A 25,689-nucleotide genomic window follows, 5' to 3' on the forward strand; every position below is an offset into this window, starting at 1 on the left:
TAGTTTGGTCATTTTTCTGCTACTAGGTCGGTTTTCCGTGCCACAGGCCCAAGTTCATAGCCCTGATCGGAGCGGGCATCCCCGGTTTTAGCACTGGTTTTTATTGTTTTCTTGTGTGCTAGCTTGTTTCACAGGTTTCACCGGGATAAAGCGAAGAGCAGGAGTAATGTTAAAAGAAGCGAATAACAAGCGCTCCAAAAAAAGACAATCTTTATATTATGATGGTTTAGTTTCTTGTTTTTAGGAAAGCAACTGCAGTATTTCATCGGTTAATTTCTTCCTGCTCTACCTGCTGCCATGAAAAATGGCATCCGTTCGATCAGGTTTAATTAGGGCATTTTTCTGCTACTAGGTCGGTTTTCCGTGCCACAGCCTTAAGTTTATAGCCCTGATCGGAGCGGCATCCCGGTTTTAGCACTGGTATTTATTGTTTTCTTGTGTGCTAGCTTGTTTCACAGGTTTCACCGGGATAAAGCGAAGAGCAGGAGTAACGTTAAAAGAAGCGAATAACATTGCGCTCCAAAAAAACCGGCCATCTTTATATTACTGATGTTTTAGTTTCCAACCTGCGTCATAAATAACATTACGATGTTCCTTAATTCACCCGATTATTTTATCTTTAGGCGATTTTAAAAAGATTGGTTCGCAAAGCCATAAACCAGTCGAATAATTAACCTTAATAAGCAAAATCAATATAAACATGTCAAATACATCAAAAATTATCTACACCAAAACCGATGAGGCGCCAATGTTGGCAACCTACTCACTTTTACCTATCGTACAAGCTTTTACCGCATCAGCTGGTATTGATGTAGAAACCAGAGATATTTCTTTAGCAGGAAGAATTTTGGCCAACTTTCCTGAGTATTTAAAAGACGATCAAAAAATTGGTGATGCGCTGGCAGAGCTTGGTGCTTTGGCTACCACTCCAGAAGCTAACATTATCAAATTACCAAATATTTCTGCTTCTATCCCGCAATTGGTAGGTGCAATTACTGAACTACAGGCGCAGGGTTTTGCCATTCCAAATTACCCTGATAATGCACAGACTGACGAGGAAAAAGCAATTAAAGCTAAATATGCAAAAGTTTTAGGTTCTGCGGTAAACCCGGTTTTACGCGAAGGTAACTCTGATCGTAGGGCGCCCAAAGCCGTTAAAAACTACGCTAAACAAAATCCACACTCAATGGGTAAATGGTCTGCAGATTCGAAAACCAAAGTAGCCAGCATGACTGAAGGCGATTTTTACGGTTCAGAGAAATCTACCACTGTTGCTGAAGCAAGCCAGTTTAAAATAGAATTTGTAGCAGCTGATGGTACAGTAACCGAATTAAAAGGTTTATTGCCGCTAAAAGCAGGAGAGGTGATTGATAGTTCTGCATTGAGCTTATCGGCATTGAAAACATTTGTAGCCAAAGAAATTGCCGAGGCTAAAGCTGAAGGCGTTTTATTATCAGCGCACTTAAAAGCGACCATGATGAAGGTTTCTGATCCGATTATTTTCGGTGCCATTGTTGAGGTTTATTTTGCTGATGTTTTTACCAAATATGCTGATCTTTTCAAGGAACTAAACATTGATACCCGCAATGGTTTAGGCGATGTGTACGCAAAAATTGCAGGGAATGCTAAACAGGCAGAAGTTGAAGCGGCTTTGGCTCAGGCTATTGAAAATGGACCTGCTTTGGCTATGGTAAATTCTGATAAAGGAATTACCAACTTACACGTACCATCTGATGTGATTGTTGATGCTTCTATGCCGGCAATGATCCGTACCTCTGGGCAGATGTGGAACGCAGCAGGTAAGCTTCAGGATACCATTGCTTTAATTCCAGACCGTTCTTACGCTGGCGTTTATACTGCAACCATTGAGGACTGTAAAGCAAACGGTGCTTTTGATGTAACCACAATCGGTTCGGTACCAAATGTTGGTTTAATGGCCCAAAAAGCTGAAGAATATGGTTCACATGATAAAACTTTCCAGGCTACCAGTGCAGGGACTATCCGTGTTACCGATGCTGATGGCAAAGTATTTTTCGATCAGAAAGTAGAAAAAGGCGATATCTTCCGCATGTGCCAAACTAAAGATGCCCCGATTCAGGATTGGGTAAAATTAGCAGTTAACAGGGCACGTTTATCAGAAACGCCTGCGGTTTTCTGGTTAGATGAGAAAAGAGCACACGACAGAGAAATTATTGCTAAAGTAAATACATACTTAAAAGATCATGATACTACAGGTTTAGATATTCGCATTTTAGCACCAATTGAAGCAACCAAATTTACTTTGGAGCGTATCCGCAAAGGTTTAGATACCATTTCAGTTACCGGTAACGTATTGCGCGATTATCTGACAGATTTATTCCCGATTTTAGAGTTAGGAACGTCTGCAAAAATGTTATCTATTGTGCCTTTAATGAATGGTGGTGGTTTGTTCGAAACCGGTGCTGGTGGTTCTGCCCCAAAACATATTGAGCAGTTTATTGAGGAAGGTTATTTACGTTGGGATTCATTAGGTGAGTTTCTGGCGCTTCAAGCTTCTTTAGAGCATTTATCTCAAACCCAAAATAATGCAAAAGCGCAGGTATTGGCCGATGCCTTAGATGAAGCTAACGCTAAATTTTTGGCAACTGACAAATCGCCGGGTAGAAAATTAGGTACTATCGATAACCGTGGTTCTCACTTCTATTTAGCTTTATATTGGGCTGAGGCTTTAGCTGCCCAAAGCAAAGATGCTGATTTACAAGCTAGATTTGCGCCATTGGCTAAAACCTTATTGGAAAACGAGGCGAAAATTAATGATGAGCTGATCGGTGCACAGGGAAAACCTCAAAATATTGGTGGTTACTATAACCCTAACGATGACTTGGCCAGCAAAGCCATGCGCCCGAGTGAAACATTAAATACGGCTTTGGCTTCTTTGTAAGCTAAGGAAAATAATAATAGGAGCGTCCTGATGTAAATATCGGGACGCTTTTTTTATGCTGTAGGTTTGTCAGCTTGATTAGCAATTTTGTTAGGTGTAAATATTTTGCATTTGGAAAGCAGGTGCAGAAGCTTTTGGGTTATAGCAGTCCCGCTCCCGCTTCTGCTCCCGATGAAGGATCGGTAGCATCCCGCTTTGATCGGGTTTAGGTGGCTTAGTGACTGATACTATTTACGGATTTCCCCGGTCAGTGTCTGCTAATTTCATGAGCTCGTGTTCTCACAGGCCGAAATAACCTTAACAGGTAATTTTTTGCTTGAGGGATAGCAACGGAAAGCCCAGTTGGCGAGGACTTGTAGTGTATAGCCCGACCCTTGCGCAGCTTGGGGCACGCCCTAATAATTATAAGATTCTCTTTCAATGTAAGATTCTCTTTCAACAACAAACCTTATTCATATCAATTTGTTATATTCATATAAATTAAAGGAGACCCATACCATGGCAATTAACGAAAATAAAGGATCGCAGGATAAAATACATAGCACTACAGAAAATAGCGAAATCAATAAAGAGAACTTAGCTTACGACGAAAATAAACAAAGTTATGAACTGGATGTAAGAGGTACGGATAGCGATTACGATCATCCGATGGGCTACGAAACGGTTGCTGCAGGTGCGAAAGACGATGATTCTACCTATGATGAAGCAAATCCTTATGTTGGCGATGAATATGCCCGTAATGAAGAAATTGCCGAAGATAACTTAGAAGAGCTGGGTATGCATGTAGACCATGGTGAAAGTGTTAAACTTAGTCCGGAGGATGAAATCCTTGCCCGTACACCGGAAGATAACCGCGACGACTTAGACGAAGAAGGTTATCCGATCAATGATACACAATCCTAGTGAGCAGTATCCGGTTTGCAGTTGGCAACTTTCAGTTTCCAGTAATTTAAAAACCACTAACCGGGAACTGCCAACTGGAAACTGACTAAGGGTTAATATCTAAATTAAATCTTCGCCGCAGTTCATCCAGTTTTGGGTTTTTGTTTACCAGGTAATCATACTTTTCGCGGTTACCATAGAGCCTGTTTTCTATTTTACGTTCAACAAGCTTATACGTAACCTCAACGCCAAAGTTTCTGAGTTCGTTCCGTAAGAAATTTAAAAGCTCAACTGACTCTTGTTGTACGAGATGTTCTTGCGTTTTACTCTCTACCGAAATTTCGATCAGCTCAGGATTTAAAAGTGTAGGAGCGAAATTATTTAAGATGGTAAACAGATTGATTTTATCTGCTGCCTTCATTTTCTGGGTAAAGGCATTCCACACTTCCAGTAAGCGATCGTAACTAAATGCTTCGCGCGCATCGCCGGTAACTTTCTTTGGCCCCTCATCATCATCTCCTTGGGCTATACGTTCCAAATCGTTTAATGAAGGGATGAGTGTACTTATCGCATTTGCTTTCGGAATATTGATGCTGATGGAAGTTGCAGATGGTGGAGGGCTGCTAACCCTTGGCGTTTCCTTGGTTTTTTCTTCAACAGGGATACTGGGTAAAACAGAGGTACTAACGGCAGGTGCCGGTACAGAAATAGTCTTTTCGCTTTCAGCTTTCAGCGTTGGACTTTCAGCTTGCGCAGCTACGACATTAGTTTTTTTTTTATCCTGATCTCCGTCAGTTGCTGTGTTATTAGGGCTTAAAGGCTGTTGTGCTAAGTTGACGACCGACCGGATGTGGCACATTTTAATCAGCGCTAGCTCTACCTGTAAACGTTGGTTTTTAGAGTTTTTGTAATTTAGATCGCAGGTATTGGCCAGATTTAATGCTGTTAATAAAAACGATAATTCTGTTTGTCTACACTGATCTAGATATTTTTGTTTAATGTTTTCGCTAACTTCTAACAGTTTAATGGTCGATGCATCTTTACCTACCAATAAATTACGGAAGTGGGTGGCCAGGCCGTTAATAAAGTTATTGCCATCAAAACCGTTATTTAAAATTTCGTCGAACAGGAGCAGCGTTTGGCTAACTTCTGCTGCGGTTAAATAAGAGGTAAGCTTGAAAAAATAATCGTAATCTAGAATGTTCAGGTTATCGATTACGGCCTTATATGTAATGTTCTTATTTGCATAACTGGCAATCTGATCGAACATCGAAAGTGCATCACGCAGTCCACCGTCTGCCTTCTGTGCAATAATGTGCAAACCGTCGCTTTCGAAAGCAATATTTTCGCGTTGGGCAATGGTTGATAGGTGATTGGCAATATCTTCTACCTGGATGCGGTTGAAATCAAAAATCTGGCAACGCGATAAAATGGTTGGCAGGATTTTATGTTTTTCGGTAGTGGCCAAAATAAATATAGCATAAGAAGGTGGTTCTTCCAATGTTTTCAAAAAGGCATTAAATGCACTTTGCGATAACATGTGAACCTCATCAATGATATAGATTTTATATTTTCCGGCTTGTGGGGGTATTCTAACCTGCTCAATTAAACTACGGATATCATCAACAGAGTTGTTTGAAGCCGCATCTAATTCGTGGACATTAAAAGAATGCCCATTCTGGAAAGAAAGACAATTATCGCATTGGCCACAGGCTTCCATTTCTGCAGTAGGGTTGGTACAGTTAATGGTTTTTGCAAGGATACGCGCACAGGTTGTTTTACCCACGCCACGTGGCCCGCAAAATAGAAATGCCTGGGCAAGCTGATTGTTTTTAATGGCATTTTTTAACGTACCGGTAATATGCTGCTGGCCAACAACGGTTTCGAAGGTGGCTGGGCGGTATTTACGGGCAGAAACGATAAAATTTTCCATCGGCACGAAAATAGGAAAAATTTAAGTGTTGTAAGATTGAAAAGTTGGAATGTGGAAAAGTTGAAATATTGAAATGATTGATAAAAGATCGCGTAACATTTAATAATAAGATTAATCTAATTGTAAAACTTTATAAATGAGGGTATTATTTTTTATTAGCGCGATATTATTGTCTTTTGCAGGTACTTCGATGGCACAGGTTGATACTATAAATGCACAAAACCATAAACTGGTGATGGGCAATCTGAAAGAGGGAAAAAACAGCTATCTGGTTTATATGACCGATTCTCTTGAAACGAAACGGACTATTGGAGATATATGGGAGAGAACAACTACTTTTAAAAAAAGAGATAAAAATGAAGTTGTAGATTTTGGTTGGAAATGGTTCCATAACGATTCTCTTTTCGCCACAATTACAAATATCTGTGACCGAAAAACAATGTCTCCAATTTATCATTATGCCAGTTATAAACGCCGGGGTATTTTTGCCTACGATTATAAAAATGGATTAATGCAGCCATCTGATACCGTGAAAAATAATGCTGCGATCAAAAAAGGTCCGGTTAAACTGGATATTCCGGTCATTTCCTGGGAGCAGGACTTAGAAACCTACCCATTATTACCAATTAAAAAGGTTGGCCAGCAGTTTGATATTTCATTTTTTGATCCCAATGAAAAATCAGCAACTTACCACCGTTATGAAGTGGTTGGCAAAGATAATTTGAAATTGAATGCAGATATAACAGCTAAATGCTGGCTGCTTAAAATCAATTATAGCCAAGACAGTTATGCCATTTTCTGGCTAACCGAGAAATCAAAAGAGGTGATTAAAATGAAAGAATATTATAAGGGCAGTTATCGTATAAAAGTGAAGCAATTTTAACCATATTAATGGTGCAGGTTGTAAAACTGTTTATAACTTGCTTCAAATGCATTAAAACTACCAAAAGTAAGTTCAATTGCTTTTTCAGTATCGGAACCTTGAGTATTTAGTTTTATTATTTTTTTGAGCAGGTCTGTTCTTTTCGATTTTATAAAAAAGTAGATCACACTGTAGGCTGTATTATAATTATCGTCTATATCATGCCCGTAAAATGAACCACTGTATATTCTAAAGAAATTTTTTAGCCTTTCGCTGTCTTTTGAATCTATCCCTGCTTTTATACTTTTAATTCTACCGCTTTGCGGGTAGGCGTATAAATTTCCGTCGCTGTCAAAATCCAGTGTTTCGAAAAATTCTGCAAGCCCCTCGTTTAACCATTTGGGCGAATTTTTAAAATTAAACTGAAAAATACTATGGCTGGCCTCATGGAGGGCAACAGAAATGAAATCGCTGCTCTTGTATACAAAGGCTTCGTTAATTGCGGCAATGTAAAATCCGGCACTATTTGTTGGTGCGTTATATGTTTTTTGTGCTAAGCGGTAATCTTTACTTTTTCCATAGAGGTTTATTTTTACCGGAGCGGTAATATTCTCTCTTGTTTCGAAAATTTCGTTACAGAACATGCGTTCATAAGCAATTAGTTTTTCTATTTTCTTTTGCTCATTATCGTTTATTTTGCAGTTAACTAAGTTAATGTTAACGTATTGGGCGTAGAGTGAAATACTGATCAGGTTAGCAAATATTAAAAGGAGAGGCTTGTTCATTTTTTTTAAGACTTATTCTAATATATTATTTAATTACCGATTTCAATTCATGCCGATATTCCGAAGCGCTTTTGCCCGTAAACTCCTTAAATAATTTATTAAAGTGGCTGAAATTGTTAAAACCGCTTTCGTAAGAAATATTGGCAATGCTGGTGGGTTTTTCGGCCAATAGCTTTGAAGCATGTACTACCCGGTATTCGTTTACAAAATGTGTAAAGGTTTTTTTGGTAATCTTTTTAAAATAACGGCAAAATGAAGGAACCGTCATGCTCGACATTTCTGCAATGTGGTGTAAACTGATTTGCTCCTGGAAATGATCTTTTACGTAGTTAAAAATCATATTAATACGGTCGTTATCCTGCACCTGCATCTCCATCGAAAAACCATCGGCGTTTAAGATGTTGTAATCTTTAGCGTGCTCGAGTTCCTTTAATACGCTGAGTAAAGTTAAAAGCCTTTCAAAAGGTGGCTGGTCGTCCATCATTTCTATCCTGTCGCCAACTACCCGCATGGTTTCGCTGCCAAAGGCAATTCCAGCTTTCGATTTATCGAACAGTTCTTGTATCCCTTTTATCTCCTGCAGGCCCAGAAAGACACTGCCAAGGAATTCGGGTTTCATCTGGATCACAGTTTCGTTTTTGTTCCCGGTATTGGTATCGGTAAAGCCGCAGTGCGGGAGGTTGCTGCCAATTAGAATCAGGTCGCCTTCTGTATAATAAGAAACGTGACTTCCAATTTGCCTTTTCCCCGACCCGCCATTAACAAACACCATTTCAATTTCAGGATGGTAATGCCAAAGATGTGCCATGTTGTTTGCATTTTCCACATACTTGGAATAATAGAACGAACTTCCAAAAGAAGGTTCAACAACCTCGAAACTTGGTTTCATATATGCTAAATTATTTCACCAAAATACGTAAAAAATATGCTTTATTATAGCATTTTGTCAAATGAAGGTGTTGTTGGGGTAATATAGCATAGAAAGTGGAAAATATGCGACTCACTATATCCAAATTAGCCCCTTACCTTAGTATCATCAAATAATGATTAACTCTTATAAAATATTGGTTATGAAAAAGTTCTTAAAAATCGGTTTAATAGCAGCGTTGTTTTTTACTGCTACGGGTGTTCACGCTAACGATGATAATTTTACGCCAAACGTAAAAAGTGAAAAAAATAAATTTATCCGTTTTTCTATAGGTAAGGCAGAAGATGTTAACTTGTCTTTTGTTGGTTCGGATCAAGAAGTACTGTTTGAAGAAAATATTCATTCTTCAGCTGCCTCAAGCAAAGTTTATGATTTAAATGCACTTCCTGATGGAAATTATGTGCTTAAAATAGAGTCTGATTTAAAACTGGCTAAATATACCGTTACCATTAAAAATGGTAAGGCTATGGTTTCTGAGCCTAAAATCTCTAACGTATTTAAACCTGTTTACACGTTAAAAGATGAAGTTGTTACGCTTAATCTCGAGAATTTAGATAAAAGCCCAATCGAAGTGAAAGTTTACAACGAATACAATGATGAGGTTTACTACGAGGTTTTTAAAGATAGAACTCAGTTGACCAAAAAATTCAATATCAGCAAAACAGATTCTAAAGAATTAACCTTCATGGTTAAATTTAAAGATGAGTCTTTTGTTAAAACAATACAAACTTATTAATAACAACAGCTAATTGATATAAGGGGATTATCTTGATAGGTAATTCCCTTTTTTTTATAATATGGAAGAGGTAAAGTGGATGAACCAATACCAACGCCCCTGTCATCCGTTTTCTAATTTCCATCATCTATTTTCCATCTTACCAAATTCTATTATTATTTCTTACTAATCATTTGATTTTAAGAAAAATATTGTTACTTTTGCATCCCCGTAATATACCTCGGGATTAAAAAATTAAAAACATAATTTATAACAATGAATCAGTACGAAACTGTTATCGTTCTAACCCCGTTGTTATCTGAAGAGGCTGCGAAAGAGGCATTAGCTAAATTCAAAGCAGTTCTAACTGATAACGGAGCCGAAATTATCCAAGAAGATAATTGGGGTTTGAGAAAATTAGCGTATCCAATTGAGAAAAAATCAAATGGATTCTTCAACTTAACTGAATACAAAGCTTCAGGAGATTTGATCGCAAAATTAGAGCTTGAATTAAAACGCGATGAGCGTGTGTTACGTTTCTTAACTATCCGTTTAGACAAACACGCTGTTGCTTACAATGAGAAAAAGCGTAGTGGTGCTTTTAACAAAAAAACTAAGGAGGTTGCAGCGTAATGGCAAGAGAACAAATACAATACGTAACTGCCCCTAAAGTAGAGGATAACCGTAAAAAATATTGCCGTTTCAAGAAAAACGGAATTAAATACATCGATTACAAGGATGCAAACTTCTTGTTGAAATTTATTAACGATCAGGGTAAATTATTACCACGCCGTTTAACCGGTACTTCGTTAAAATTCCAACGTAAAGTGGCTCAGGCCGTTAAACGTGCCCGTCATATCGGTTTGTTACCTTTCGTTGCTGATCAATTAAAATAGGAGGCTAGAGATATGGAAATTATTTTAAAACAAGATATTAAAGGCCTTGGTGAGAAAGATGATGTAGTTACAGTAAAGCCAGGTTTTGGCCGTAACTATTTAATCCCTCAAGGATTTGCAGCATTGGCTACCTCTTCAGCTAAAAAAGTTTTGGCTGAAAACTTAAAGCAAGCTGCTTTTAAACAAGATAAAATTAAGAAAGATGCTGAAGGTGTTGCTGAGCGTTTAACTGATGTTAAACTTTCAATCGGTGCTAAAGCAGGCGAAAGCGGAAAAATCTTCGGAGCGGTTAATACCATCCAGATTGCTGAAGCATTAAAAGCACAAGGCTTTGATGTAGACCGTCGTCGTATTACTTTCGAAACTGAACCTAAATTTGTTGGCGAGTATGTTGCTAACTTAAACTTACACAAAGAAGTTAAAGTTCAGGTTCCTTTCGAAGTAATCGCTGAATAAGCATTCTTTAAAGAATCGTTAAAAAGTCCCGATGCAAATCGGGACTTTTTTTATGGAAAATGGATTAGGTAAGATGAGTGATGGTGTGATTTACACCGACTGATTTGTTAACCATTCAGCATATTCTGCTATGCGTGTGCCCAGGTAGTACGGAAGGTTTAGCAACAGATATGGCTTGCCTGATGGTGTAGTTGTTTTTTCTAGCCTAAATTCACCACCATATACCCTAACGGCAAAAGGATGTGATGATGCGTCTATAAATTGATGAAGTGATCTTAGGCTTCCTGTACTGCCTGATTTGATTTCTATTGGTATAACTATTTTTTTATAAGCAAAGATTAAATCAACTTCTGCGTCGGATTGTTTTTTTTCTCTTACCCAAAAATTAGGCTTGTGAGAAGATATACGCTCAATTGATATCAACTCTTGGGTAAATAAATGTGGAATAATGGCGCCTTTATAAGCTGGGCTTAAATCGTCTAAGGAAAGCATTTCTCCCTGAATACCTAATGAATAATTGATCAGTCCTGTATCTAAAAACTGTAGCCTGGGCGATTTTTTTAAGTCAGGAATAATGGGAACTTCCGTATTGGTAGATGGATATATCAATCGGATAATTTTTGCGTCATCTAAGATTCTAAAAGCCTCTCCAACCTCTCTTGATTTATAGTTCGAATTACCGAAACCTTGAAAAATAACACGTTTATCTAGAAAAAGATAAGCAGTCCCCATTATGTGATTAATCGTTCTCCTTGATGTTTCGTTCTGGGTGTATTTTTCTATATCATTTTTATAGGTTGCCCAAATGCTCTCATAATGGATAGGCAAATCAGAAAGATTATGATCTTCGAGATCGGTTTTTACTATTTCTGGCATGCCCCCGATAATGGCATATCTATGAAAGGCTTTTAATAATAATTTGTGTGCAACTGCTTTTACAGGCGTTTGAAGTAGGTGTTTTAACAGATCATCTTTTTGGTTAGCTTTAAGGTATTCTTGAAAATTTAGAGGGTATAAGTATAAAAATTCGACCCTGCCAACCGGAAAACTTTTCACTTTTTGCAATACAAATTCCAAAAGGGAACCTGCACTGATTACGTGCAATTCGGGAATTTCTTCGTAAAAGTATCTCAACAATTGTATTGTTTTGGCACTTTCCTGGATTTCATCAATAAAGAGCAAAGTCTCATTTATTTTATTCGATTGAATGCCATGACCTAAAAAAAGTGCTTCGACAATATTTTGTACATCATCGAAATCATCGAAATATTGGCGGTGTGCAGGTTTCTCCAGATTAAGAAAAATTGTGTAAGGATAACTTTTTGCAAAGTCTTTAATCAATGTTGTTTTTCCAACCTGACGGGCTCCGCGGATAATTAGCGGCTTCCTATTTTTGCTGTTTTTCCATTGATTTAAGTTTTCTTCAATAGATCGTTTAAATGCCATTTCGTTGCTTTTTGTAACAAAGTCAACCCAAATATATGTGTTTTTTGTAACAAAGTCAGGGCATTTTTTATCCTTTTTGTGATAAAGTCAGCCCAATTTACTCTTTTTTTGTGGCAAAGTCAGGCAATTTTGGTGTAATTGGGCTGAACGCTGAATTTTAGCGAAGCCTGAGGGAAGTTGTTATGGTCTCCCGCAGTAATAAATAAAGAAATGCGTTTTATGCTGTAGCACTAGCCACACCTTCCATCCTTATTATCCTTTTGGTATAGTGGGTCTGATTTCTACCTTGCTTGGTAATGTTCTTGCTGGCATGGCCAATAAATCAACAATGAGTTTTCCCATATCTTCAGGCTGGATTTTCCAGGCATCATTTTCGCTATCAGGCTGATGATCGTTAAAGTGGCTCGCTACCGATCCTGGCATTATGGTACTCACCTTTACGCCATACTTTCTTAAATCGAGCATAACCGATTGTGTAAAACCCGTTAAGCCAAATTTGCTGGCATTATATGCCGAGCCGCCTGCAAAAAAGTTTGTACCTGCCAGGCTTGATATAGTAAAGATATGTCCCTTTGTTTTTTTGATTTCATCAACCGAGGCTTTAATGCTGTAAAAAACACCTGTTAAATTGGTATCAATGGTTTCTTTCCATAAATTAATGTCCAATTCATCAATTGGTGCAAAATGCCCTACACCAGCATTGGCAATAAGTATATCCAATTGTCTCCATTTTTCGAGTATCAGATTTACAGCATCCTGCTGTGATTTAAAATCTACAACATCTGCTTCAATGGCCAATACATCCCCGTGTGCCGCAAGGTGTGATGCAGCTTGGTTTGCACTAGCAATCGTCCTGCTTGTAATGGCTACCTTATAGCCTTCTTTTAAAAGGGCTTCTGCAATGCCGAAACCAATTCCTTTGCTTCCGCCTGTAATTAATGCAACTTTCATGTTATTGTAACGTATGATATTGAAAAATGTTTAGTTAGATTTTTTCTTGTTATGGTGTGGAAGTTCCATGATCTGGATATCTTTAAAATCAACAGGCTGTCCTTCACTTTGTAAGGCAATAAAACCCTGAGTAAGCGCTTTTCTGTCAATTTTTATTTTCGGATCGTAGTGGTTGGCTACCCCGCCACCTATCTGTGGTTTGCTATATTGTAAAACGGTATCGCCGTTTATAATATGTGTTACAAGCGAATCGCCGAGCACAATCAGTTCTGCTGATACCCACTGGTCGCCGTCGTATGTTTTTGATTTAGAGTCCAGGCAATGTCCATCATATAACTTGCCCTGATAAAAAATATCTGTACCTGGCGAGCACATATTTCCTGTAGGGCGAGGACGGCCATCACTTAAGCCGCCTAAAAACTGCATCTCAATGGAAATTGGCCAATCTTGTTCCTTAGGCATCGTTTTCGGATCCTGAGAATGGAACATTAAGCCGCTATTGCGTAAAGTATAACTGGGTGCACCTTTTTGCAGCTCACCAACCATGCGGTATTTCAACTTTAAATGATAGTATGAAAAAGGTGTTTTGTAATAAAGATGGCCAAACTGATCATTAAAATCGCCATACTGATCATAACGTACTTTTATGATGCCATCTTCAACGCGGAAGGTATTTCCGAAGTTTACATTGTAATCGTGATGGTGGATTTTAACATTCCAGTCTTTAATGTCTTTTCCGTTAAAAAGAGTAACCCACTTTTCGTGGCTGTTATTCATGTTTTTGGTTGTACTGCAGCTCCATAGTGTAACAGCAAGAAAGAGATAGCCTAATTTTTTCATTTCGTTAATTTGGATTTGTGCTCTGTTTAAAAATGTGAATCACAAAATACATAAACAAACTGATTTTAATGTACATTAAGGGTTTACCACGAGAATTTTGCATTTTGGCTTTATTTTTTGGTCATAAAAACCATTTTTTTGCATTATTCCAGCTTCCTTCATTTCCCATCTTCCATCTGTTTAATTAACTTTGGCGCATGGCGAAAACGCGGACAACCAGAGCTAAAAGCAAAGCAAAACACCCTCTTCTAAAGAAGATTACCAATATTGCCACAAAGCTATTTTTATATTTTTTGCTGGTTTCTGTGTTTTGGGTAATTGCATTGCGCTTTATTAATCCACCGATAACACTTTTAATGGTTTTGAGGAATATTGAGCGTAAAGCCGACGGAAAACCTTTTAAAACCGAGAAAAAGTGGGTGAAATTCGACGATATATCTGATAATATGAAAAGGGCAGCAGTATCTGCCGAAGATCAGCTCTTTTTAACCCATATCGGTTTTGATATGAAAGCCATTGAAAAAGCTTTTGCTAGTAATGCCAAGGGAAAAAAGGTAAAAGGTGGGAGTACCATTTCGCAACAAACTGCTAAAAATGTTTTCCTATGGCCTGGCCGCTCGTGGATTAGAAAAGGTTTTGAAGCTTATTTTACTTTGCTGATTGAGCTATTTTGGAGTAAAGAAAGAATATTGGAAGTTTATCTTAACGTAATCGAAATGGGCGACGGCATTTATGGCGCCGAGGCTGCCGCACAGGAGTATTATGGCAAGTCTTGTACAAAACTGACGAAGAAAGAAGCTGCTTTAATTGCCTCTTGCTTCCCAAATCCATTACGTTGGACACCCAAAAATGCAACCCCATATATCAGGCATCGCCAATACCTGATTTTAAGGAATATGAACCGGTTAGGACCGCTGGATTTTTAGACTAAAGACTTAGGACTAAACTAATCGTGATCCTTATTCCACCTGATTTTTATCCCGCCTTTTTCGTCATCAATAGCTTTTAAGTGTAATACAATGCCACGCATGCGGGCTTCTCTTTTTTCTGATTTGGTTAGGTTTTCATCTCCCTTTGGATTTCTTAGTGGAATGTCCATCTGTACATTTGTACCATTTCCTAAAGCATAAGTGCCTTTTACGTTAAAGTTTAAAGCGCTGGAGTTGATCTGCATCGGACTGATATCTACCTTATCACCACGGATATTAAGGGTTCCATCAAGGTTTTTGATTTCTACGTTAGATAGGTTCCTGTTGGCAAAAGCAAATTTCCCTACTTTAACCATGGGGTCGAAATTAACCAGTGCGGCATTGTTCAGGTTGAAGACCACTTTACCATTTATCGATCGCGGAAGAATTTTTCCGGTATGCGATATCTTGCCTGAAATATTAACCAACGATGATAAATAACCTTTTAAATTCTTGTTGGTGATGGTATTTTGTCCGAAGTTATCAAACGAATAAAAGAAATCTTTCACGCTTACATGGCTAATCTTGGAATTGATCTTAAAACTATTTGAAGCAGCTTCCTGCATAATATTTCCATTAAGCGATAACAGACCACCCGCATGTGCCACGCTTATTTTGTTGAAGAATATTCCCCCGCCCCGCAATGAAATATCGGCATCGAGGTTTTTGGCCAGAAAATTATCATAAATGGCTTTATTAACCGTTAAACGGATATTCATTTTCGAAACTTCCAATACATTGCTTAGCTCTTTCGAAACCACTTGTTTGTTTCCGCCCGATTTTTTCTTTGCCGTTCTTGGTCCTAAGAAGGGTAAAAACTCTTTTAGATAGAGCTGAGGGCTCGACATTTTTAAGTTCACCAATATTTTTTCTGGTGCAGTATAATACAGGTTAGCAAAATTGGCGATGCTACAACTTACATTAAGTTCGCTTTTACCCAATTGGAAATGCCCGTTCTGTATCGATAAATCATTCTGGTTAAAATTGATGTTTAAGGCACTTTTTATCAGATGAAGCTTCCTCGGGATATAAAGGATGTCGGCATCGGCAACCTGTATTTTTCCAGAAACAACAGGTTTGGTAAACCTGAAGTTATCAATGTCGGCCTTGCAATATAACCTTAGGTTGGCTGTCCCGTCTTTAAATTCAAAATCGTTCGTACCTAAAGAGTTGTTTAAATTGGATAAGGGAAACTGCGAGGTTACCAATCCGGTGGCAATTGGACGAGATAAATTATTTACCGTAAAAGTGTCGATCTTAAGGGGGGCATTAAAATACTTTGCCGTAAGCCTGTGGAACTTGATCGATGAGTTTTCATCACCAATAATACCTCCAGCGGTATCCCGATTGGTAAAGGAACCATCAAAATTACAAGCCGTTAATTTACCTGCCGGAATAGAAACTACATTATCCCGAACGGTTATGCCCACTTTAATTAACGGATCTCCATATTTTCCTGATCCATCGTCAACGATATTTCCCCGGATATTGATTGGTTTTTCGATCCCAAACTTTAAGAGTTTGGAAGAGATATTTGGCGATAGGAGTAAAGCAACATCTTTATATAAAATATCATCAACAGCAATGCTAATGGCAAAAGCAGATTTATCCAGTTCTATTTTAGCACCGATTTTAAAAGGATGGCCGCCAATATTTAATATTTCGGGATTTAGTATTACAGCGTCGAGATCTCGGCTATAATGTGCGTTTAAGGTGCCTGCTAAGGTTTTGTCTTTCAAAAAACTACCTTTACGCGTATTAAAGGCGAAACTGTTTACTTTAGTCATTAACTTGATTTTACCAGTCCAGCCGCTATCAGGGTATTCCATCCGGCCCTGGATCTGATCGATATCGAAGTTGAATAATTTGAATCTTTTTTTGTTGTCCAATACCAAACTCACCTTGTTAAAGTCAATTTTTTTAATTTCTAGCGCAGAGGATTTTGGCGATGTTTTTTTTTCGGTTTTGGGTTTTCTTTTAAAGATACTGGTGTTGCTATAGCCCGTAGAATCGGTGTAGATGTAGATAGATGCATTGTTAATGGCAATCTGTTTAATGTTGATATTGCCTACAATAAGCGAAAGTACATTTAAAGATACATCTATATCCTGCGCTTTTAAAAGGTCGTGTTTATGTTGGTTCCACAGGCTATCTCTTAGTAAAACACCATTTAAGGATACCGAAACGCCTGGAAAACTTTTAAGTAGCGTTGGCTCCATACTTGTTGCGGTAATTTTTCCGTTTAAATTTTTATTGAGTTGCGACAGGATAGAAGCAAGTACTTCTTTTTTATTTTTGCTGATGTAAAATGCACCTGCCAGCCAGGTTAAGATAATCAGCACAACAATAACCGATATAATTTTTAAAGAGATTTTGAGCCAGCGCTTCATAGACATTATTTGATTTATCCAATATAATGTTTTTTGCTAGCTAATTGTTTGGCTGATAATAAAAAAATAGCTGTAATAGCGCTACAGGTTTTACGAATCAGTTAGCCTAAAAGTGATTGCAGATTGGGGTGGTACTGTGAGGTAAGAAATTGTGTAATCGTGAAATCGGCCAAACGGTGCTTATAAAAGGGATCTTCCATCAGGATTTTTTTTAATTCAGCCTCATCTTTAGTAAGGGCCAGAATAATTCCACCAGTTCGGGGTACCTTTCTGCCCGAAGCCACAAAAATATTTTTTTCATAGTATTTCTTTAAATATTGAACATGAGCTTCCATATGTGCATCTAATTCGCTTAACGGAACAATATATTGAAGATCTACAATAAACACAGGCTTACAATAAATGCGCAAACACAGTAGAGTGCCAGCTATTTTGAAAAGGAACTTCCCATTTAGATTCGAGCTCGGCCAGGTTTTGAACCATGTTGTTAAATACAATGGTTTCTGGTGTAACCTGTTTAATGTTTACAAGGGTTTCAAAATCTTCTTTGCTGTTTACCACAACCTCTCCGTTTACCCGATAAGCAATATTGAAGCGATTAAAAAGATCTACATGGTATTCCTGCTCAATTTCTTTGATCAATCTTACAGAGCTGTCGATAGAGCAACCGGTAACCCCTGCCTGACTTTCATCAACGGTTAGGATAATAAAAAAACCATAGCGGATTTCTGCTTTTGCAAGCAATTCGTTTCCATGTGCTTTCCATTGGTTAGTAAAAGCTGCTAATTTGTTTAAGATCTCAGTTTCTTCAATAGAAGTAAACTTGCGATCACTTTGGTATATCCAAACTCTTGATTGTGGAGAAAAACTCATATACAAATTTATGATTTTAATTAAATTGGTGTGTTTAAAACGCTAACCTGATGAAAAAGTTTACACTCTGCTTGAAAATATCGCTTCTTTCGGCTTTTTGTATGTTTTTATGTGCTTTTTCCGATCCCGAATCCCTTACGCAATCTCTTAATTTTCTTCAAAAAACATTTACCGATCATTACGATAACAGCCAGGAAAGCGACCAGGTAAAGCGTTATGAGCTAAATGTTACCAACAATGGCTTTTGCCGTTATAAGCGGTATTTTAATAACGGTAAAACCGAATATTTCGCATTTAAGTTGTCGAAATTTAAAGATATGGATTATTATGGTACAACCACTTCGGGTAGGCTATATATTCATACCAAAGGTGATGATGTAATTGTACAGACTTATAAAGATAGGGGAGGCGATGTAGATTCGATGGCTACACAGGTCGTTATTCCGTTAAAAAATATGGAAGCTGAAGATTTAAACCTGATCCGTGATAACCTGAATAAAATTAATGCAGAGGTTTCAATTTCTCAGAAGCCTTAGATCGATCTCAGATTATAAAAATTTCAAGTTTAATGGATTATTTTCTTCCAATCTCTAAATTTCGTTTATCAGCGGATTTTAGCAATTATTAAAGATAAGGTTTAAACAGCGCGATGATCAGTGAGCCATACTCGGCTAAGGCAGCATCTTTTTCCAGGCCGTTACCAATCTGGTTATAGGAAAGATAAAAATCGCTGATGATAAATATCTGGCTTAACATGATGGACAACGTATGTTCAGGTATCCGAATTTTGAAGTATCCGGCATCTGTAAGCTTATTACAGATATCTTTAAACTGGTATTCCCGTTTCAATCTCAACTCATTGTAGCCCGATTTGAAAATATTGATCCTGTTCGATAGTTCGATAACATTGAGGAAGATAAAACGATATTTATAAACAATTTCAAAAGAGTCCCGAATAAAGTCGCTCATGGATTGATTATCTATGTTGGTTATGTTCTCCCAAAGGAGAAACCTTTTATCGAATTCATTTACTAGATCTTGATAAAGTTCGTAGATAATGTCTTCTGTGCGCTTAAAATGATAATGCAGGTTTCCGGCACTGATGCGTAAATCTTTGGCAATGTGCCTACTGGTTACTGTGCTGATCCCGAACTCGTTGTAAAGCTCGAGTGCCGAATCTAAAATCCGCCTTTTTGTTTGCATAATTCAAAGTTACTCGAATCTGGCTGATAAATAAAAAAAATAGAACATTTGTTCTAAATAAATTAATTAGTACATTTGTTCTAAATTAACTGAAATGCAAGAGGCTGTCAATATGATGCGGGTTTTAATGAAATAAACAGAATGAAAACAGCTGAAAAAAATTGGCTCAAACGTAATATCGATTACTTAAGGCAAACCATTGCCCCGATCTATCCTAATGATTCCAGGTCAACAAGAGCCAGAAAGAAGGTCAGTTTCGTTATGTTCCTTATTCTTTTGTTATGTACATGTGGTGCACTCCTTATTTCTATATCCTTCGTACATTAATTGTGCGAACATTTGATATTTTCTTCATTGGGTATTGGAGCTGTTGGTTGATCATCCGTATCACAAGAACTTATAGAATGCCCTTACCCATATTAAATAATTGGTTGGCAGACATTGTATTTGTACCAATTATTGTTCACTTCTCGCTAGCGTTATCCAGCATAATATTCGACAAAGATGAACTGAAAGGCTATGCTCTTTGGCAAATATTTTTGGTGTGCTTTTCAGTATCGCTGCTTTACGAATGGATATTACCAGCTACAGCACTTTATACCAAGGCTGATATTGCAGATGTATTTGCTTATTTCGCCGGTGGTCTTTTTTACTACTGCTGGCATCAAAAACGTTTTCTAAGGCGTTTTTTCATTGATCGATCTGTTGCAGAAGCTTAATGGCGGATAAATTATAGATGTAGTCTTTTCTCATTAAGAATCTTTTTAGTTAAACGTAGGACTTTGGTTATCTAAATATGATAATTTAAGGCATTTATTCAGCGCTTTCCGTGCCTACTTGGCAAAAAACATTTATGAAGATCTAAATCCTTAAAATTTATATAGGAAATTTCGGGGAATAAGTTAAAACACTTATATTCAGTCAACTTAAAACAATCTCATCTTGAAACGTAGAAACTTTATTTATTTAACTGGTGTAGGTGCTGCTGCAGCCATGCTTCCTGCCATTCCAGTTTTTGGGAAAGAGATTTCCCCCGAGCAGGCTTTAGCGTATATTGATCCTGCAGCTAAAAAAATCATGGCGGATGTGGCTTTAAATGCGGCACGATCAAAAGGCGCAACTTATACTGATGTTCGTGTGGGCAGATACCTGAACCAATACGTAGTTACACGCGAGGATAAAGTAGAGAATATTGTAAATACCGAATCGTATGGGATTGGTATCAGGGTAATTTCGAATGGTAGTTGGGGGTTTGCGGCAACCGACAAATTGGATAAAGATAGCATTGCCAAAGCAGCTGAACTGGCGGTAACTATTGCCAAAGAAAATTCCCGTTTGTTAAGAGAACCTGTAAAGCTAGCGCCGCAAAAAGGATATGGTGAGGTAAGCTGGAAAGCGCCGATTGAGAAAAATACTTTTGAGGTGCCGGTAAAAGAAAAGGTAGATTTATTGTTGGCGGTGAATGATGCTGCTATGAAAGGTGGCGCTGATTATATCAACTCTGTATTATTTGCGGTAAATGAACAAAAATATTTTGCTTCAACTGATGGTTCTTATATCGATCAGGATATTCATCGCATCTGGCCTACTTTCTTTATCACTAAAATAAATAAGGAAACGGGTAAGTTTGAAACCAGAAATGCATTGAGCGCACCTACAGGCAAAGGCTACGAATATTTAAATGCAAGGCCACAGGATAAAATACAAACGGCTTCAGGCACGCTTTACAAGGGCAGGTATGATATGCTTGAAGATGCTACACAGGCAGCCAGACAGGTAGGCGAAAAGATGAAGGCAAAATCGGTAGAGCCAGGTAAGTATGATCTGGTATTAGACCCTTCACATTTATGGTTAACCATTCACGAATCATGTGGTCACCCAACCGAGCTCGACCGTGTATTGGGTTATGAGGCCAATTATGCAGGAACGAGTTTCCTAACCTTAGATAAATGGGAATCTAAAAAATTTAATTACGGTAGCAAGGAAGTTAATATTACTGCCGATAAAACAGAAGTTGGATCATTAGGGGCTGTTGGTTATGATGATGAGGGTGTGAAATGCGGGAAATGGGATGTAATTAAAGATGGTATACTGGTAAATTACCAGGCCATCAGAGATCAAGCACATATATTAGGTTTAAATGCCTCGCAAGGATGTTGTTATGCCGATAACTGGAGCAGTGTTCAGTTTCAGCGTATGGCAAACATTTCATTGCAGCCAGGTAAGGCCAAATTGAGTATAGCAGATCAGATCAAAAATGTAGAAAAAGGCATTTACATTGTAGGCGATGGATCTTTTTCTATCGATCAGCAACGTTATAATTTCCAGTTCGGAGGTCAGCTTTATTACGAAATTAAAGCGGGGAAAATAGTTGGTATGCTTAAAGATGTAGCTTACCAGGCCAATACCCAGGAATTCTGGAATTCGTGTGTGGCCATTTGTGATCAAAGCGATTACCGTTTAGGGGGTTCGTTCTTTGATGGTAAAGGCCAGCCTGGCCAGGTAAGTGCTGTATCTCACGGATCAGCAACCGCGCGTTTTAATAAAGTTAATGTAATCAACACCGCTAGAAAAATCTGATAGAAATTATGCCAATCTTAACAAAAGCAGAAGCAAAGGCACTTTTAACTAAAGTACTTTCTTACTCTAAAGCAGAACAATGTGAAGTAAATTTAAATTGTTCGGATAGCGGCAACCTGAGGTATGCCAGAAACGCAGTTTCTACCAGCGGTGGAATTAGTGCCAACAGTTTGGTGGTGAGTTCTGCCTTCGGAAAAAAACTCGGTACAGCAACCATAAATGAATTTGACGATGCTTCCTTAGAAAAAGTAGTGCGCAGAGCAGAAGAACTTGCGCAACTTGCACCCGAAAACCCTGAATTTATGCCTTTTCTTGGTCCTCAGGAATATGGTGCCGATTCACCTACCTTTTCTCCTGCTACAGCAGCCGTTACCCCAAAAGACAGGGCCGATGCAGTAGAGGCCAGTTTAAAACAGGCTATGGATAACAAACTGAATGCTGCGGGATTTTTATCGAACAGCGTGGGTTGTGCTGCAATGATGAATAGTAAAGGTTTATTTGCCTACAATACTTCAACCGATGTAGCTTTTAATATTACAGTAAGAACTGATGATGGTAAAGGCTCTGGTTATGCCACCAGGGGGTATAATGATTTTAGCAAGCTCAATGCCAAGGCCGATACAGCTATAGCAGCTAAAAAGGCAATGTCGTCGGTAACGGCAAAGGCTATTGAACCAGGAAAATATACCGTTATTTTAGAACCAACTGCGGTAGCGGTGATGCTGGAAAACCTATTCTTCTCGATGGATGCGAGGCAGGCTGATGAAGGGCGGAGCTTTATGAGCAAACCCGGAGGTAAGACAAAATTGGGTGAGCAGTTGGTAGATGAAAGAGTAAATATTTATTCAGACCCATGGAATCCTGAACTTCCAACCTCAACGTGGTCTGGCGACGGGCGGCCACAGCAGAAAGTAAACTGGATAGAAAAAGGAGTAGTTAAAAATTTATACAGTTCGAGATACTGGGCGCAGAAAACCGGAATTAAAGCAATCCCTTTTCCGGGTGGTGGCATTATGAAGGGTGGAACAAAAACGCTGGAAGAACTGATTAAAGGAACTGAAAAAGGCATATTGGTTACACGTTTATGGTATATCCGTACGGTAGACCCGCAGACCTTATTACTAACTGGGCTAACCAGGGATGGTACTTTTTACATCGAAAATGGAGAAATCAAGTTCCCGGTCAAAAATTTCCGTTTCAATGAAAGTCCGATCATTATGTTGAATAACCTGGATGAGATCGGGATAGCGGAAAGAACAGTAAGTGCTGAATCGGAAGCGAACTACCTGTTGCCACCATTAAGAATAAGAGATTTTACTTTTACCTCTTTATCTGATGCGGTGTAGAACATAAAATAAATAAAAATGGCCTGCGTATTTAATATACTCAGGCCATTTTTATTTGATAAAAAATTGTTAAAGTCCGTTAGCCCTTGCTGTAATCTCAGCAATATCCAATACTTTAACTTCCTGTTCTTTATCTTTTAGTTTAATACCGTCGCTTAGCATCGTCATACAGAACGGACAACCTGCTGCAATAACCTGCGGACTGGTTTGTAAGGCTTCATCAATACGTTCAACATTGATGTCTTTATTCCCCTTTTCTGGTTCTTTAAACATCTGGGCGCCACCGGCACCACAGCATAAGCCATTGCTTTTGCAGCGTTTCATTTCTACTAACTGTGCATCAAGCACCTCTAGCGCTTTTCTAGGCGCTTCGTAAATTCCATTTCCCCGTCCTAAATAACATGGATCGTGATAAGTTATTTTTTTGCCTTTGAAACTTTCGCCACCTTCGGCCTTTAGTTTGCCCTCGTTAATTAAATCTTGTATCAATTGCGTATGGTGGATCACCTCGTAAGTGCCACCTAAACCCGGGTATTCATTTTTAATGGTATTGAAGCAGTGTGGACAGCCTGTTACAATTTTTTTGATGTTGTAGGCATTCAATACCTCAATATTGGTCATGGCCTGCATCTGGAAAAGAAATTCGTTACCAGCCCTTTTAGCGGGATCTCCGGTGCAGCTTTCTTCTGTTCCTAAAACAGCATATTTTATGCCTACATGATGTAAGATCTTGCAAATGTCGCGGGTAATTTTCTGCGCTCTTTCATCGTAACTTCCAGCACATCCAACCCAAAATAATATTTCCGGTTCTTCACCTGCGGCCATTAACTCGGCCATTGTAGGGACTTTAAATTCCATTTGTCTATTATCTAGTATCAAGTATTTAGTATCAAGACTTGATGTCGTTATTTATTATAAATTCAATGTTAACTGAAACTGTCAATTACTAACTTTCTTGTGCCCAGTTAAAACGATCGGCTGGAGAGTATTTCCACGGTGCCTGGTTATTCTCAATATTTCCCAACATCGCATTAATGCTTCCTGGAGCCTGCGACTCTTCCATCACTGCAAAACGACGGAGCTCCATAATAATCTGTAATGGATCTATGTTTACCGGACAGGCCTCTACACAGGCGTTACAGCTGGTGCAGGCCCAAATTTCTTCTCTGCTAATGTAATCATCCAATAAAGATTTCCCATCCTGGTATTCTGCGCCATGTTTATCAATGTTCTGGCCTACCTCGGTAATCCGGTCGCGGGTATCCATCATGATTTTTCGTGGTGATAAAAGTTTACCTGTAATATTTGCCGGGCATACCGAAGTACATCTTCCGCATTCGGTACAGGTATAAGCGTTCATCAGGTTTACCCAGCTTAAATCGGTTACATCTTTTGCACCAAATTTACCAGGTTCGGTTTCTGCCGGAACAAAAGAAGGATCGAGCATCGCTTTCACCTCATTGGTAACTGAGGCCATATTGGTAAATTCACCTTTGGGTTCCAAATTAGAAAAATAGGTGTTTGGAAAGGCGAAAAGAATATGAAAATGTTTCGAATAAGGCAGGTAGTTTAAGAAAGCCAAAATGCCTATAATGTGGAACCACCAGCAGCTACGCTCTATCATAACCAAGGCGCTTTCTGATGAAGGCAGGATATTGATTAAATATTGACTTACCGGAAATGCACCTGCATTAATGTAATGACTGGCGCCCAAAAGTTGTAATTTTGCATCAGCTGCATTCATTAACAAGAAAGCACTCATTAATAAAATTTCTGTGATGAGAATATAATTGGCATCAGATTTTGGCCAGCTTTTCATCTCTACGCCACTAAAGCGTTTAAGTTTTAGAATATTTCTGCGGATAAGAAAAATAGCGCAGGAAACCCAAACGGTAAAAGCAAGAATTTCGAAAGACCCGATCAGAAAGTTATATAAACCACCTAAACCACTAAAAATACGGTGCGTGCCGAATAGACCATCGATCATGATCTCCAATACTTCGATATTGATAATGACGAAGCCGATGTAAACAAAAAAGTGGAGAAAGGCAGGGATAGGGCGAACAACCATTTTAGATTGACCGAAAGCCACGCGGAGCATGGTCATTAATCTTTTTTGCGGCTGATCTTGTCGATCTACCGGTTTGCCTAAACGGATATTGCGAATTATTTTACGCAGATTAACTGTGAACAGCGCAATTGCTGCAAGTGTAAGTACTAGAAAAAGGATCTGTGCTACCATGCAATATTAGATTGTAATGCTAAAATAGGATATTAATCTAAATAAATTACTATGCATGCATAAAAAAAATAATAAAATTGTTTGTTTGTACTCATTCTAAGCAATGATTAAGGCCTCATTAAGGAAATGTGAAAAATTAATTAATTGATAATCAGCGTAGCAATGAAATAATCGAAAAAAAGTTTTGCTTTTGAAAAAAGAACGCTACATTTGCAATCCCAAACGGATGGTGCCATAGCTCAGTCGGTAGAGCAAAGGACTGAAAATCCTTGTGTCCCTGGTTCGAATCCAGGTGGCACCACTTCCAAAAGCCTTGCAGAAATGTAAGGCTTTTTTGGTTTTAGCGATTTCTATTCTGTTCTACCTGTGAGGGCTATAGGGATCAAGCGGAAAAGTTGGGGGGAATAAAATAATTTGTTTCTTTGTGGTATTACAACAATTATAACTTCCCTTGAATCAAGCCGAACAAACCC

General features: G+C 38.4%; 24 protein-coding genes and 1 tRNA gene. 13 read left to right on the top strand and 12 right to left on the bottom strand.

Going from position 1 to position 25,689, the window contains the following annotated elements:
* The first annotated feature begins 700 nt into the window (after positions 1–700).
* Both HDC90_RS21090 and HDC90_RS21095 read left to right on the top strand, forming a co-directional pair.
* The gene (locus tag HDC90_RS21090; protein WP_184469945.1) at positions 701–2,920 is read left to right on the top strand and encodes an NADP-dependent isocitrate dehydrogenase; all 2,220 of its coding nucleotides are present in this window, start codon (positions 701–703) and stop codon (positions 2,918–2,920) included.
* Positions 2,921–3,418: 498 nt separating this feature from the next.
* Positions 3,419–3,823 (top strand): hypothetical protein, encoded by a 405-nt coding sequence (locus HDC90_RS21095; RefSeq protein ID WP_184469947.1) that lies wholly within the window; start codon positions 3,419–3,421, stop codon positions 3,821–3,823.
* 85 nt (positions 3,824–3,908) lie between these two features.
* Here the strand turns inward: HDC90_RS21095 and HDC90_RS21100 are convergent, their stop codons facing one another.
* Complete coding sequence (locus tag HDC90_RS21100; RefSeq protein ID WP_184469949.1) at positions 3,909–5,735, bottom strand: DNA polymerase III subunit gamma/tau; 1,827 nt, start codon at positions 5,733–5,735, stop codon at positions 3,909–3,911.
* Positions 5,736–5,871: 136 nt separating this feature from the next.
* Between HDC90_RS21100 and HDC90_RS21105 the strand changes: the two genes are divergently transcribed.
* Positions 5,872–6,618 carry a hypothetical protein gene (locus HDC90_RS21105; protein WP_184469951.1) on the top strand — a complete coding sequence of 249 codons (747 nt, stop codon included), beginning with the start codon at positions 5,872–5,874 and terminating at the stop codon, positions 6,616–6,618.
* Between the two features lie 5 nt (positions 6,619–6,623).
* Here HDC90_RS21105 and HDC90_RS21110 read toward each other — a convergent pair whose 3' ends face one another.
* Positions 6,624–7,382, bottom strand: a complete 759-nt coding sequence (locus tag HDC90_RS21110) for a DUF1570 domain-containing protein (protein WP_184469953.1) — start codon at positions 7,380–7,382, stop codon at positions 6,624–6,626.
* Positions 7,383–7,407: 25 nt separating this feature from the next.
* Positions 7,408–8,271, bottom strand: coding sequence for an AraC family transcriptional regulator (locus tag HDC90_RS21115; protein WP_184469955.1), 864 nt, complete (start codon positions 8,269–8,271; stop codon positions 7,408–7,410).
* Positions 8,272–8,452: 181 nt separating this feature from the next.
* On the opposite strand from HDC90_RS21115, the gene HDC90_RS21120 reads away from it, so the two are divergent.
* The 4 genes from HDC90_RS21120 to rplI all read left to right on the top strand — a co-directional run bounded on the left by HDC90_RS21120 (position 8,453) and on the right by rplI (position 10,377).
* A complete protein-coding gene (locus tag HDC90_RS21120; RefSeq protein WP_184469957.1) occupies positions 8,453–9,046 on the top strand; it encodes a hypothetical protein in 594 nt (197 codons plus the stop codon).
* 255 nt (positions 9,047–9,301) lie between these two features.
* Positions 9,302–9,658: a 30S ribosomal protein S6 gene (rpsF, locus tag HDC90_RS21125; RefSeq protein WP_086545075.1), complete on the top strand. Its 357-nt coding sequence runs from the start codon at positions 9,302–9,304 to the stop codon at positions 9,656–9,658.
* Positions 9,658–9,921, top strand: coding sequence for a 30S ribosomal protein S18 (gene rpsR / locus HDC90_RS21130; protein ID WP_010599582.1), 264 nt, complete (start codon positions 9,658–9,660; stop codon positions 9,919–9,921). The genes rpsF and rpsR overlap by 1 nt, the downstream gene beginning before the upstream one ends.
* Before the next feature lie 12 nt (positions 9,922–9,933).
* Positions 9,934–10,377 carry a 50S ribosomal protein L9 gene (gene rplI, locus HDC90_RS21135; RefSeq protein WP_184469959.1) on the top strand — a complete coding sequence of 148 codons (444 nt, stop codon included), beginning with the start codon at positions 9,934–9,936 and terminating at the stop codon, positions 10,375–10,377.
* Between the two features lie 90 nt (positions 10,378–10,467).
* Here the strand turns inward: rplI and HDC90_RS21140 are convergent, their stop codons facing one another.
* The 3 genes from HDC90_RS21140 to HDC90_RS21150 all read right to left on the bottom strand — a co-directional run bounded on the left by HDC90_RS21140 (position 10,468) and on the right by HDC90_RS21150 (position 13,614).
* Positions 10,468–11,823: an ATP-binding protein gene (locus tag HDC90_RS21140; RefSeq protein ID WP_184469961.1), complete on the bottom strand. Its 1,356-nt coding sequence runs from the start codon at positions 11,821–11,823 to the stop codon at positions 10,468–10,470.
* Positions 11,824–12,075: 252 nt separating this feature from the next.
* The gene (locus tag HDC90_RS21145; RefSeq protein ID WP_184469963.1) at positions 12,076–12,774 is read right to left on the bottom strand and encodes an SDR family oxidoreductase; all 699 of its coding nucleotides are present in this window, start codon (positions 12,772–12,774) and stop codon (positions 12,076–12,078) included.
* 30 nt (positions 12,775–12,804) lie between these two features.
* Complete coding sequence (locus tag HDC90_RS21150; RefSeq protein WP_184469965.1) at positions 12,805–13,614, bottom strand: DUF1080 domain-containing protein; 810 nt, start codon at positions 13,612–13,614, stop codon at positions 12,805–12,807.
* A gap of 197 nt (positions 13,615–13,811) precedes the next feature.
* On the opposite strand from HDC90_RS21150, the gene mtgA reads away from it, so the two are divergent.
* Positions 13,812–14,540 carry a monofunctional biosynthetic peptidoglycan transglycosylase gene (gene mtgA / locus HDC90_RS21155; RefSeq protein WP_184469967.1) on the top strand — a complete coding sequence of 243 codons (729 nt, stop codon included), beginning with the start codon at positions 13,812–13,814 and terminating at the stop codon, positions 14,538–14,540.
* Positions 14,541–14,560: 20 nt separating this feature from the next.
* Here the strand turns inward: mtgA and HDC90_RS21160 are convergent, their stop codons facing one another.
* The 3 genes from HDC90_RS21160 to HDC90_RS21170 all read right to left on the bottom strand — a co-directional run bounded on the left by HDC90_RS21160 (position 14,561) and on the right by HDC90_RS21170 (position 17,845).
* Entirely contained in the window at positions 14,561–16,972 is a 2,412-nt protein-coding gene (locus tag HDC90_RS21160) for an AsmA family protein (RefSeq protein WP_184469969.1), read from the bottom strand.
* A gap of 101 nt (positions 16,973–17,073) precedes the next feature.
* Positions 17,074–17,361 carry a YciI family protein gene (locus HDC90_RS21165; protein WP_184469971.1) on the bottom strand — a complete coding sequence of 96 codons (288 nt, stop codon included), beginning with the start codon at positions 17,359–17,361 and terminating at the stop codon, positions 17,074–17,076.
* A 4-nt stretch (positions 17,362–17,365) separates the two neighbouring features.
* Entirely contained in the window at positions 17,366–17,845 is a 480-nt protein-coding gene (locus HDC90_RS21170) for an ABC transporter ATPase (RefSeq protein ID WP_184469973.1), read from the bottom strand.
* Between the two features lie 50 nt (positions 17,846–17,895).
* Here HDC90_RS21170 and HDC90_RS21175 point away from each other — a divergent pair, with 50 nt between their 5' ends.
* The gene (locus HDC90_RS21175; RefSeq protein ID WP_184469975.1) at positions 17,896–18,381 is read left to right on the top strand and encodes a hypothetical protein; all 486 of its coding nucleotides are present in this window, start codon (positions 17,896–17,898) and stop codon (positions 18,379–18,381) included.
* Between the two features lie 88 nt (positions 18,382–18,469).
* On the opposite strand, the gene HDC90_RS21180 is transcribed toward HDC90_RS21175, so the two are convergent.
* Positions 18,470–19,048, bottom strand: a complete 579-nt coding sequence (locus HDC90_RS21180; RefSeq protein WP_184469977.1) for a TetR/AcrR family transcriptional regulator — start codon at positions 19,046–19,048, stop codon at positions 18,470–18,472.
* Positions 19,049–19,452: 404 nt separating this feature from the next.
* Here HDC90_RS21180 and HDC90_RS21185 point away from each other — a divergent pair, with 404 nt between their 5' ends.
* The 3 genes from HDC90_RS21185 to HDC90_RS21195 all read left to right on the top strand — a co-directional run bounded on the left by HDC90_RS21185 (position 19,453) and on the right by HDC90_RS21195 (position 22,974).
* Positions 19,453–19,767: a hypothetical protein gene (locus HDC90_RS21185; RefSeq protein ID WP_184469979.1), complete on the top strand. Its 315-nt coding sequence runs from the start codon at positions 19,453–19,455 to the stop codon at positions 19,765–19,767.
* Positions 19,768–19,990: 223 nt separating this feature from the next.
* Complete coding sequence (locus HDC90_RS21190) at positions 19,991–21,628, top strand: TldD/PmbA family protein (RefSeq protein WP_184469981.1); 1,638 nt, start codon at positions 19,991–19,993, stop codon at positions 21,626–21,628.
* Between the two features lie 8 nt (positions 21,629–21,636).
* Positions 21,637–22,974, top strand: a complete 1,338-nt coding sequence (locus HDC90_RS21195) for a TldD/PmbA family protein (RefSeq protein ID WP_221451915.1) — start codon at positions 21,637–21,639, stop codon at positions 22,972–22,974.
* A gap of 69 nt (positions 22,975–23,043) precedes the next feature.
* Here the strand turns inward: HDC90_RS21195 and HDC90_RS21200 are convergent, their stop codons facing one another.
* Both HDC90_RS21200 and HDC90_RS21205 read right to left on the bottom strand, forming a co-directional pair.
* A complete protein-coding gene (locus HDC90_RS21200; protein ID WP_167293220.1) occupies positions 23,044–23,832 on the bottom strand; it encodes a (Fe-S)-binding protein in 789 nt (262 codons plus the stop codon).
* 88 nt (positions 23,833–23,920) lie between these two features.
* Positions 23,921–25,216, bottom strand: coding sequence for a (Fe-S)-binding protein (locus HDC90_RS21205; protein WP_184469983.1), 1,296 nt, complete (start codon positions 25,214–25,216; stop codon positions 23,921–23,923).
* A 228-nt stretch (positions 25,217–25,444) separates the two neighbouring features.
* Here HDC90_RS21205 and HDC90_RS21210 point away from each other — a divergent pair.
* Positions 25,445–25,517 (top strand) — tRNA-Phe (locus HDC90_RS21210).
* Positions 25,518–25,689 lie beyond the last annotated feature (172 nt).

Source organism: Pedobacter sp. AK013 (assembly GCF_014205835.1).
In the GTDB taxonomy this organism is placed as follows: Bacteria; Bacteroidota; Bacteroidia; order Sphingobacteriales; family Sphingobacteriaceae; genus Pedobacter.

Excerpts from the sequence above, each read along its gene's own strand:
- HDC90_RS21090 (WP_184469945.1), top strand. The coding sequence starts at position 701 with ATGTCAAATACATCAAAAATTATCTACACCAAAACCGATGAGGCGCCA.
- HDC90_RS21095 (WP_184469947.1), top strand. The coding sequence starts at position 3,419 with ATGGCAATTAACGAAAATAAAGGATCGCAGGATAAAATACATAGCACT.
- HDC90_RS21100 (WP_184469949.1), bottom strand. The coding sequence starts at position 5,735 with ATGGAAAATTTTATCGTTTCTGCCCGTAAATACCGCCCAGCCACCTTC.
- HDC90_RS21105 (WP_184469951.1), top strand. The coding sequence starts at position 5,872 with ATGAGGGTATTATTTTTTATTAGCGCGATATTATTGTCTTTTGCAGGT.
- HDC90_RS21110 (WP_184469953.1), bottom strand. The coding sequence starts at position 7,382 with ATGAACAAGCCTCTCCTTTTAATATTTGCTAACCTGATCAGTATTTCA.
- HDC90_RS21115 (WP_184469955.1), bottom strand. The coding sequence starts at position 8,271 with ATGAAACCAAGTTTCGAGGTTGTTGAACCTTCTTTTGGAAGTTCGTTC.
- HDC90_RS21120 (WP_184469957.1), top strand. The coding sequence starts at position 8,453 with ATGAAAAAGTTCTTAAAAATCGGTTTAATAGCAGCGTTGTTTTTTACT.
- rpsF (WP_086545075.1), top strand. The coding sequence starts at position 9,302 with ATGAATCAGTACGAAACTGTTATCGTTCTAACCCCGTTGTTATCTGAA.
- rpsR (WP_010599582.1), top strand. The coding sequence starts at position 9,658 with ATGGCAAGAGAACAAATACAATACGTAACTGCCCCTAAAGTAGAGGAT.
- rplI (WP_184469959.1), top strand. The coding sequence starts at position 9,934 with ATGGAAATTATTTTAAAACAAGATATTAAAGGCCTTGGTGAGAAAGAT.
- HDC90_RS21140 (WP_184469961.1), bottom strand. The coding sequence starts at position 11,823 with ATGGCATTTAAACGATCTATTGAAGAAAACTTAAATCAATGGAAAAAC.
- HDC90_RS21145 (WP_184469963.1), bottom strand. The coding sequence starts at position 12,774 with ATGAAAGTTGCATTAATTACAGGCGGAAGCAAAGGAATTGGTTTCGGC.
- HDC90_RS21150 (WP_184469965.1), bottom strand. The coding sequence starts at position 13,614 with ATGAAAAAATTAGGCTATCTCTTTCTTGCTGTTACACTATGGAGCTGC.
- mtgA (WP_184469967.1), top strand. The coding sequence starts at position 13,812 with ATGGCGAAAACGCGGACAACCAGAGCTAAAAGCAAAGCAAAACACCCT.
- HDC90_RS21160 (WP_184469969.1), bottom strand. The coding sequence starts at position 16,972 with ATGAAGCGCTGGCTCAAAATCTCTTTAAAAATTATATCGGTTATTGTT.
- HDC90_RS21170 (WP_184469973.1), bottom strand. The coding sequence starts at position 17,845 with ATGAGTTTTTCTCCACAATCAAGAGTTTGGATATACCAAAGTGATCGC.
- HDC90_RS21175 (WP_184469975.1), top strand. The coding sequence starts at position 17,896 with ATGAAAAAGTTTACACTCTGCTTGAAAATATCGCTTCTTTCGGCTTTT.
- HDC90_RS21180 (WP_184469977.1), bottom strand. The coding sequence starts at position 19,048 with ATGCAAACAAAAAGGCGGATTTTAGATTCGGCACTCGAGCTTTACAAC.
- HDC90_RS21185 (WP_184469979.1), top strand. The coding sequence starts at position 19,453 with ATGCCCTTACCCATATTAAATAATTGGTTGGCAGACATTGTATTTGTA.
- HDC90_RS21195 (WP_221451915.1), top strand. The coding sequence starts at position 21,637 with ATGCCAATCTTAACAAAAGCAGAAGCAAAGGCACTTTTAACTAAAGTA.
- HDC90_RS21200 (WP_167293220.1), bottom strand. The coding sequence starts at position 23,832 with ATGGAATTTAAAGTCCCTACAATGGCCGAGTTAATGGCCGCAGGTGAA.
- HDC90_RS21205 (WP_184469983.1), bottom strand. The coding sequence starts at position 25,216 with ATGGTAGCACAGATCCTTTTTCTAGTACTTACACTTGCAGCAATTGCG.